6 protein-coding genes are annotated in these 6,673 nt (G+C 47.5%); 3 read left to right on the plus strand and 3 right to left on the minus strand.

The features are described 5' to 3' along the window. Positions 1 to 345: 345 nt before the first annotated feature. Positions 346 to 762: a hypothetical protein gene (locus EHO61_RS14265; RefSeq protein ID WP_135814260.1), complete on the plus strand. Its 417-nt coding sequence runs from the start codon at positions 346 to 348 to the stop codon at positions 760 to 762. A 128-nt stretch (positions 763 to 890) separates the two neighbouring features. Here the strand turns inward: EHO61_RS14265 and EHO61_RS14270 are convergent, their stop codons facing one another. Next, a complete protein-coding gene (locus EHO61_RS14270) occupies positions 891 to 2,276 on the minus strand; it encodes an SBBP repeat-containing protein (protein ID WP_135814255.1) in 1,386 nt (461 codons plus the stop codon). A gap of 117 nt (positions 2,277 to 2,393) precedes the next feature. After that, a complete protein-coding gene (locus EHO61_RS14275) occupies positions 2,394 to 3,260 on the minus strand; it encodes an alpha/beta hydrolase family protein (RefSeq protein WP_135814256.1) in 867 nt (288 codons plus the stop codon). A 79-nt stretch (positions 3,261 to 3,339) separates the two neighbouring features. Between EHO61_RS14275 and EHO61_RS14280 the strand changes: the two genes are divergently transcribed. Continuing rightward, a complete protein-coding gene (locus EHO61_RS14280; protein WP_246032149.1) occupies positions 3,340 to 3,897 on the plus strand; it encodes a class I SAM-dependent methyltransferase in 558 nt (185 codons plus the stop codon). 26 nt (positions 3,898 to 3,923) lie between these two features. Here the strand turns inward: EHO61_RS14280 and EHO61_RS14285 are convergent, their stop codons facing one another. Next, the gene (locus EHO61_RS14285) at positions 3,924 to 5,048 is read right to left on the minus strand and encodes an NHL repeat-containing protein (RefSeq protein WP_246032150.1); all 1,125 of its coding nucleotides are present in this window, start codon (positions 5,046 to 5,048) and stop codon (positions 3,924 to 3,926) included. A gap of 640 nt (positions 5,049 to 5,688) precedes the next feature. Here EHO61_RS14285 and EHO61_RS14290 point away from each other — a divergent pair. Next, entirely contained in the window at positions 5,689 to 6,558 is an 870-nt protein-coding gene (locus EHO61_RS14290) for a class I SAM-dependent methyltransferase (RefSeq protein ID WP_425460358.1), read from the plus strand. Positions 6,559 to 6,673: the final 115 nt, after the last annotated feature.

A 6,673-nucleotide genomic window follows, 5' to 3' on the forward strand; every position in this document is an offset into this window, starting at 1 on the left:
CCCAATAACATACAATCAATTAATATTATTTTATTAAAAAATTTTATGTTCTAATTTTTGCAATAGACGAAACATTTGTATACCAAAAACATAGAACAGCCCGATTTCCCTTTCTCGAGAAAGCACTCGCTCCCGGCATGCGAATTCAAAATATCCTAATATAGTATATATTACATTCTTGGGCCGTACGAGTAGCGGTTCTTCCCAGAAAAGAATGGAAATGGTATTCGAATCTTCCCGGCTTAGCCTAGAAAAATACGGAGTCGGGGCCGAAATTTCTTGAATTCAAATCGATAAACGTCATATATCTCCCCGGAAAATCAACATATTCGAATGGAGAAAAATATGATTCGATACGGAAAAACGAACCTCGTCGCAGGCTTGGCGGCGATTTTTTTGGCGGCAATGGGAGGATTCGCTCTCGGCGCAACATTCGACGCCAATTCTGTAAAAAACGGAGAACACGTACTGAGCATCGTACGTTTTTATCTTCGCGAGGGACACTCTCACGGAATGCCGATCGCAATGTACAACATGCTGGTCGGCCTATGGATCGATAAAGTGGTTCTTTCGGACAGAGCGAAGTCAATCGCGTCCTGGGCGGCGGTGGCGGGACTTTTATTGCCAGTGGGTTTAGCCGCCAAAGGAGCGGCGGGAGCCCCCGCTAATTTTCCTCCGGTAGGACTTCCTGGAATCCTCGGAATGTTCATCTCCATCCTATTGCTTCTCATCGGCGCAATCCGGATGAAAAAAACCGCATAAGGCGGAAGCGCGGTTCTTTCGGAATTCGGAACAACTCCCGAGCGGAACGACCAAATTTCGAAAGAACCGAAACGTCGCGCGATTCCGATTGAGAAAGGGACCGGCGCGACTCCTTACAAAAAAATAAATTAATTCTTTATAATATACAAAGAGCTCGTTCCTACGAGAGTCTGGCCGTTCAGGCTTCCGGACGTATATCCCGTCTTGAATACGTTGTCGTAGTAATCGGAAGAGATCCCTGAAGCGGTGCTGCTGGCCGCCGAAGCCCCCGTTTGTTGCGTGGATTGTTTTACTCCGTTCGGATCGTATTTCGTAACATAGATATCCTGGGTTCCGGTCAGGGTATTCCCATCCAAACCTCCCCCCGTATTCCCGGTTATAAAAACGTCGTTAAAGGAATCGTACGTGATTCCTATTCCGTACGTGAAGGTCCCGCCGGTACCCAAAAGGCGGGTCCATTGCTTAGCACCTTGGTTGTCGTACTTCACAACAAAGAAAGCGTAGGTACCCGTAAGAGTCTGGCCGTCCAGGTTTCCGTTCGTATTTCCCGTCGCATAGATATTCCCGAGCATATCCGTCGTTATTCCGTTTCCGACTTCGGAAGCGACCGATAGTCCCAATTGACGGGTCCATTGTTTGTTCCCGTTTGCGTCGTATTTGACTACGATCAGATCCTGTGCTCCGGCCAGGACGTTTCCGTCCAAATTTCCGGTCGTATAACCTGTCAGATAAATCGAATTAGAGGAATCTAAAGTCACTGCGTCAGATTGCGTATGTGCCCCCGAAACTCCGAGGGTGCGTGTCCACAATCTGACTCCGTTCGGGTCGTATTTCGTGAGAAATAGATCGTACAATCCGGTTAATACGTTTCCGTCCAGGTTCCCGTTCGTATAACCTGTCACATAGACGAAGTTGAAAGGATCGGTCGTGATTCCCATCGGAAGCGCGGCGCTTCCGGAAGGCCCTAAAAGGCGGGTCCAAAGTTTATTTCCGTTCGTGTCGTATTTCGAAAGGAACAAATCGGAGGTGCCCGAGAAAGCCTGTCCGTCCAGGCTCACACTTGTGGAACCCAGAATGTACACATTTTGGAGAGAATCGGAAGCGACTCCGTTCGTAGACAGGCTGCTCCCTCCGACTCCTAAAGTTCTGGTCCATTGTTTGTTTCCGTTCGTATCGTATTTGACTACGTATGCGTCTTGGGAACCGATCTGAGCGTTTCCGTCCAAACTTCCCGTCGTAGTTCCGGCGGCATACACGTTCCCCGAACTGTCGGTAGTTACTCCGGCAGACTGCGTGGCAGCGCCTGCCGCCCCCAAGAGACGAGTCCAAGGAGTCGTAGGCAAAGGAGGTTTCACATATCCGCAAAAGGAAGAGCCTCTGCGGGAACTGAAACCTTGAAAAAGGGACGCCGTAAAGACGTCGGAATTGTCGCAGCTTTCGGATTCCGCCTTCAAGCAGTTCAGAAAAATCAGCGAGATAAAACAAAGAAAATAAGGAAATCTGGAAATTCTCATCGGAAATTCGTAATCTTGAACCTTCTTTTTTCCTTAACCGATAACCAACAAATTTTTTCCAAAAAACTCGCTAAATTTATCTAAGACGGGAGAAAGAGAATCGGTCCTAACAAGGATTTAAGTCAGTTTTTCGTCCAAGAATTTCAGAATTTCTGCCGGTAGTTTCCGATGGAACTCCTCTCGATCGAATCCGTCCGGATCGACGGAAGGTGGAAAATTACGATTCTTTAAAGCGGGAGGAAAAGGACTTAAAAAGGAAAAGTGGCCTGCGTTGGACGCCGTTCGGAAGAGGACCTGGGATCGATCCGGAACACCGTTCAACACGATGTCCGAATTCCATCCGGGAGTAATGGGGTCGTGCTCCGCAGCAAACAAAAGAATCGGGATCGTCACCTTACGTAAAGAGTTCAAAAACCATCCGGCCCCCGGAGCCATAAGCACGATCGCTCGGAGTCTGGAATCCGTAGGAGTCTCGACTCTTTCCCCTTCCTTCGTCCAAGGAACCCCGCCGGCAAGGGCTAAGGCCGTGTATCCCCCCATGGAATGTCCGATCACCGCGATACGATCGGCTCGGACGCTTTTTCCGAAACGTTCCGAGGAAAGGATTCCGTCTATCGTCATGCTGACGTGCTTGGGTCGATTGATCAAATTCGCGCGAGTATTTTCCAATTCATTGTTGTTCCGGTTATTTCCGTAATGTTCCGGCATCGCGACTATATAGCCGTTCTTCGACAAATGAGTACTGATGGTTCTGTACAGGAGATGAGAGCCTCCGTTCCCGTGCGAAATCACGACCAAAGGAAATTCTCCCACCGAAAGATCCGCATCCGAGCTGACGTCCATCATGTACGGACCGAAGGCCGTCGGAACGGCGGGAGTCTCCGTAGGATACTGCACTAAAACGGGAAAGGAAATCCCCAGCTCCGGATCCTCTACCCGGAATTCCATACTCCCCGTAAAAAGCGTTTTCGTATCGCGATCCATACGACTTTAGGATCTGACATCCGATTGACATTCCGGTTCAAGAACTTTTTCTGAACTAATGAAGGTTCGAGACAGTGGGATGCCGGAATACTCTTATTGGGAGAGTTTATTCGACGTGGCGCTAATACTGGACCGAATGGAAATCGGTTCCGACATCGGGACTTTCGTAGAATTCGGATCCGGGTACGGGACGTTTACGATCCCCGTAGCGAAACGGATTGCCGGCAAAGTCGTCGCATTCGACATCGAACCCGAAATGATTTCCATGGCAGAGTCGAGAGTTCTACAAGCCGGTCTTGCCAATGTGGAAATCGTACGACGAGATTTGATCGCTGAAGGAACCGGACTCGCGGATCTCTCCGTCGATTATGTAGCCCTGTTTAATATCCTTCATCACGAGTCCCCCCAAGAGATCCTCGCGGAAACGTTTCGAATCCTGAAGCCGGGAGGAAAAGCGGGAATCATCCATTGGAATTTCGATCCGAAAACTCCCAGGGGACCGAGCCTAGAAATACGCCCCAGACCGGAACAGACGAAACAATGGGTGGAAGAAAGCGGATTCGAAATCCCGGAACCGATCCTAAGAAATCTCCCCCCTTGGCATTACGGAATTCTAGCTCGGAAAAGGAGCGCTTGATTCAGAGCGAAGGATCCGCCTATCTTTTACGGAAAATAAGTGACGCGATTGAAGTTGATATCGGAAACCCAAACCTGCCCGCAAGGCGTAACGGTCACATCAAAAGGGTTGTTGAATGTGGATGCGGAGACGGTGAGATTTGCATTGAAAGAAGCATAGTCCGGTTCCCCCAAAACGTTGTCCGCATTCATCCCGTTGCTGAAGGGAGCGGAATAATGAGTGACTCTTCTATACGAATTGTCGGTGATCCAAACGTTCCCTTTGGAATCGAAGGAGAGTCCGCTCGGAGCCCAAAGAGTATTTTGCCCGGTAACACCGTTCATAGAAGAAGTGAAATTGGGCGCACCGATTACAAGATTGGCGTTCATTCCGTTGGTGAAAGGAGGAGAATAGCGCAACACTCTAGAATAGATGTTATCCGTAATCCACACGTTTCCGCTCGAGTCGATTCTGACGGCATTCGGACCTCCCAAATTCGAAGCCAAGGCACTAGCGGGTGCTGCGGAAGTCGTAAAGTTGGGCTGTCCCAATACGACATCCGCCGACATCCCGTTAGATAAGGGAGCGGAAAAATGAAGAGCGCGAAAGTTTGCGTAATCTATCACCCAAATCCCTCCCGCATTGTCCACTCCCACGCCTGACGGAGTGAACAAAAGGGAACTCGTGGTTCCATGGGTTCCCGTAACGCCGATCGTGATATCCGCGCTTCCTCCCGTGGAAATTCCTTTCGGAAAATGAAGCACCCTTTCGTTGGACGTATCCACGACCCAAAGCCCTCCGGAGGAATCCAACGCAAGTCCGCTAGGACTTTGAAATTGATTCAATCCAGTACCTGCGGTTCCACCTAAAATAATGTCCGGAGATCCGCCCGATGCGACGCCGGCAGGAAAATGTAGGACTCTTACGTTGGAGGAGTCGGCTACCCAGATTCCTCCATTCGAATCCGAGACGATCCCTTGCGCGGAATGGAGCTTATTTGTAGCGGAGCCGTAGGCGCTACTCACAAAATCCGATTGCCCCAATGCCACGGTCGCATTTTCTCCCAAAGAAAGGACAGGGCTGGAAGCACAGGCAGGAGACGCCGGATTGTTTTCCAAAAGAATGGAAAGCAAAAATCCCGTCCCATGGCTCATATCCATTTTTAAAGGCATGGCTCGATTGCACGAAAATAGGAAAGGTATTAGTAAAATCGAAATGGCAACTCGAAATCTATGCCATTTTTTCCCGAAACTCTTTAGAATTTCGTAATTGAGATTAGAAATCATCCTCATCATACCCTGAGTTATTGAAAGCCTTTGTATCTCAACAAGCGAAAGGAAAAAAATTGAGTAAAATTTAAAAATTGAGACTTAAAATCCGTAAAGCTCGAACCTCCCGGGAACTTCAGGCTACTTTCTGTCATTTTGCCGGAGACTTTTCGAAAAATCGGGAAGAACAAGCAACCTTTCTCTTTCGGGCTGACAGGAAAAACATCTAGTTTCCGTTATTGTAATATACTCTCGTTCAATTTTCCCGGAAAAAGCAGGGAGAAACATCGGATCCTCCCATCTTTTCCACCGCGTATCCGTCGTACGTACGATGCTAGAATCCGGCTCTGATACCGGCCGTGAAAGCGCCTTATATTTCACTTATATTTTAACACAAAATTCACGACGTTCTGTCAGTTTCTTCAGGTTTTCCCATTGCAACTTACACCTGATCGAATAACTTAGCACTTAAAAAAATACAGGCTAATACTCGGTTAAAACTTATATGATTTGGGACAACAGGAAATCGCATTCAGAAATTGTAATAAATCCAAATTCTAGATTTCGTTCTAATTGCTACTTGTGCGGTAATCAAGGCAAAAAAGTGGTATTTATAGAAAATCGCATTCCGATCGTCGAATGCCTTGGTTGCGAACACGTTTACTCCACCTACATCCAGAAAGAACACTATAATGAATACTGGGGAACGGACAGCAAAGAGTACGATTTGCTCTGGTGGGACCATGCTCACAGGGAAATATACCGGGATTTTTGTGATAAATTCCTGCATTCTCCAAGTGGAAGAATCCTGGATGTGGGTTGTGGTCTCGGTTTTTTTATCCGTAAAATACGGCAAGAGAGACCGGGATGGGATGCGGTAGGTTACGAAATTTCGGAAGAAGCGGTTCGGTTTGCCAAAGAAAAGAATCTTCTTACGAACGTATACTCCGGCGTCGTCCAAGAAAGTGACCTACCCGAAGAAAGTTTCGATATCATTACACTCTGGGACGTCATCGAACATATTCCGAATCCGCAAAGCCTGCTCGAATATCTACATTCTCTTCTCAAGCCCGGAGGATTCATTTTTATTGAGACTCCGAATTTCCCTGTACAACTGATCAAAGCAAGAATGAAAGTCCTGCTTTTAGGCAGGACTCCGAAAGCGCATTACCTCGAGGCAAAGGATCATATCAATAATTACAAAGAGAAAACGCTGACTTTTTTGGCCAAAAGCTGCGGATTTTCCGACGTCACCTTCACGATGCTGAAGCCTATCTCCTTCGTCGCAGGAAACCCGTCCAAATTAGGCGTGATCGCCAAAAAGTGCATCTACTACGCATCCAAGTTTCTCCATTTCGTTTCATTGAAAAAATGGAATATAAATCTTACCTTATTCGCCGTAGTGTCGAAATAAGAAGGGATATTTGTCTTTAGTCGACTGTTTGTTGGGGGGAAAGGGAAAAGAGATTCGAGGGAGAGATTTTTTTTGCGTGTTTGAAAACGTTTAGAGTAGCGTGACAACCGAGAAT

The sequence above is a fragment of the Leptospira fluminis genome, assembly GCF_004771275.1.
GTDB classification, from domain to species: Bacteria; Spirochaetota; Leptospiria; order Leptospirales; family Leptospiraceae; genus Leptospira_B; species Leptospira_B fluminis.

Bases quoted from the DNA above. Each gene is read 5' to 3' on its own strand.
- EHO61_RS14265 (WP_135814260.1), top strand. From the start codon at position 346: ATGATTCGATACGGAAAAACGAACCTCGTCGCAGGCTTGGCGGCGATT.
- EHO61_RS14270 (WP_135814255.1), bottom strand. From the start codon at position 2,276: ATGAGAATTTCCAGATTTCCTTATTTTCTTTGTTTTATCTCGCTGATT.
- EHO61_RS14275 (WP_135814256.1), bottom strand. From the start codon at position 3,260: ATGGATCGCGATACGAAAACGCTTTTTACGGGGAGTATGGAATTCCGG.
- EHO61_RS14280 (WP_246032149.1), top strand. From the start codon at position 3,340: ATGCCGGAATACTCTTATTGGGAGAGTTTATTCGACGTGGCGCTAATA.
- EHO61_RS14285 (WP_246032150.1), bottom strand. From the start codon at position 5,048: ATGCCTTTAAAAATGGATATGAGCCATGGGACGGGATTTTTGCTTTCC.